Below are 1,666 nucleotides of genomic sequence, written 5' to 3'. Positions count from 1 at the left end.
CTTGTTGGTATCACATGAAAGTTAACACATAGCAATATCAATAAGAAAAAGGCTAAACCAATTGAATTGGTTTAGCCTTTTATTTATTGTTGTTCTTTTTGATTTTCTGATTGACGTTCACGTAAAATACGTTCTTCTAATTCCTTCGTCTTTAGTTCTTGTTTTTTTGAAAGCTTAATAATCCATCGAAAAGTGAGGACGCAAATGATTGCAAAAATCAAGAATTGAAAGGCCGCTGGGATATAGGCAGACTTATCTTCTGGAAAGTATAGAAAGTTGAAAATCCATACATTCATTTGGATCACTTCCTAACTTATTTTTGAAGAACTTCGATTGATTCGATTTTGATGTCTTCAAGTGGTTTGTCGCTTGAATTCCTTTTAACCTTAGTCATCGCGTCCACAACATCCATACCTTCAATAACTTGTCCAAAAACTGTGTGTTTGTTATCTAACCAAGGTGTACCACCATTAGTTGCATATGCTTCAACGATTTCTTCAGGGTATCCCGCTTTTTTCATTTGGCTCAACATGCTTGAGTCCATATCGCTTTTTTGAACGATAAAGAATTGACTTCCGTTTGTTCCAGGACCAGCATTGGCCATTGATAATGCACCACGTAAGTTAAATGCTTTATCCGAGAACTCATCTTCAAATTTAGGTCCGTAAATGCTTTCTCCACCCATACCAGTTCCAGTAGGATCGCCACCTTGAATCATGAAATCAGAAATAATTCGGTGGAAAATGATGCCATCATAATATCCATTTTCGGCATGAGTAATAAAGTTTTCTACTGTTTTAGGAGCGATTTCAGGGAAAAGTTTAATTTTAATCGCACCCATAGTTGTGTTCATTACGACTAATGCTTCGTTTGAAGCAACTTCTGTTGATAATTGTGGATACATTGCACTCTCTCCTTCAGTTGTTGTAGTAGTTTGTTGCGTTTCTTTTTTTGGTTTTTCTGTCTTTTCTTGTTCGACACTTTCATTTGTGCCGCATCCTGCTAACAGGACAATCAAACTAATTAATAACAGCCATCCTCGTTTTTTCATGTTCATTTCACCCTAAATTAGTCTATCATATTCTGTTAACAATTTCAGTAAATAAGTCGCACCACTTCCTTCGTAAAGCGAAATGTTATACAATTAATCAATAAGGGACACTAAAATGTTCAAAAATTGAAAGAGGGAGATTAATTGGCCAATCAAAAAAGAAATTTCTATATTATCTGGATCTCAAATTTTTTAGTTGCAGGAACCGCAACAATGATTATGCCTTTCCTGTCACTTTATATAGACACAATGGGAAACTTTTCGGATGCATACGTACAAAAATGGGCTGGATTTGTTTTCGGCATCACCTTCGTCTCAGCCTTCCTCATGTCACCAATATGGGGGCGCATCGCAGATCGATTCGGTTATAAGCCGATTTTAATCATTACGGGATTTGGTATATCTATTAGCATTCTACTCATGGGGTTTGTACACTCAGTGGAAGCTTTCTTCCTATTACGATTGTTCATGGGAGTAGTGACCGGATTTATTCCAACCTCATTGGCTTTCATCAGTTCGCATACAGCCAAAGAAGTAGCAGGGAAAACACTTGGAACTCTTCAAATGGGAAGTGTTTCTGGTACGTTATTCGGTCCTGTTCTTGGTGGATTACTT

General features: G+C 37.0%; 3 protein-coding genes. 1 reads left to right on the top strand and 2 read right to left on the bottom strand.

Annotated features, from left to right (window positions below; all coding sequences use genetic code 11):
- Nucleotides 1-83: 83 nt before the first annotated feature.
- Complete coding sequence (locus AC1DSB_RS18950) at nucleotides 84-296, bottom strand: hypothetical protein (RefSeq protein WP_016428985.1); 213 nt, start codon at nucleotides 294-296, stop codon at nucleotides 84-86.
- Nucleotides 297-313: 17 nt separating this feature from the next.
- Nucleotides 314-1,051 carry a peptidylprolyl isomerase gene (locus tag AC1DSB_RS18945; RefSeq protein ID WP_231391156.1) on the bottom strand — a complete coding sequence of 246 codons (738 nt, stop codon included), beginning with the start codon at nucleotides 1,049-1,051 and terminating at the stop codon, nucleotides 314-316.
- Nucleotides 1,052-1,195: 144 nt separating this feature from the next.
- Here AC1DSB_RS18945 and AC1DSB_RS18940 point away from each other — a divergent pair.
- Nucleotides 1,196-1,666: MFS transporter (locus AC1DSB_RS18940; RefSeq protein ID WP_477587381.1), on the top strand; the 471-nt coding region annotated here is incomplete at its 3' end.

It is taken from the genome of Paenisporosarcina sp. P4_E4_2, assembly GCF_056401595.1.
This window is presented reverse-complemented; position numbering and strand designations above follow the sequence as displayed.

Excerpts from the sequence above, each read along its gene's own strand:
- AC1DSB_RS18945 (WP_231391156.1), bottom strand. The coding sequence starts at position 1,051 with ATGAAAAAACGAGGATGGCTGTTATTAATTAGTTTGATTGTCCTGTTA.
- AC1DSB_RS18950 (WP_016428985.1), bottom strand. The coding sequence starts at position 296 with ATGAATGTATGGATTTTCAACTTTCTATACTTTCCAGAAGATAAGTCT.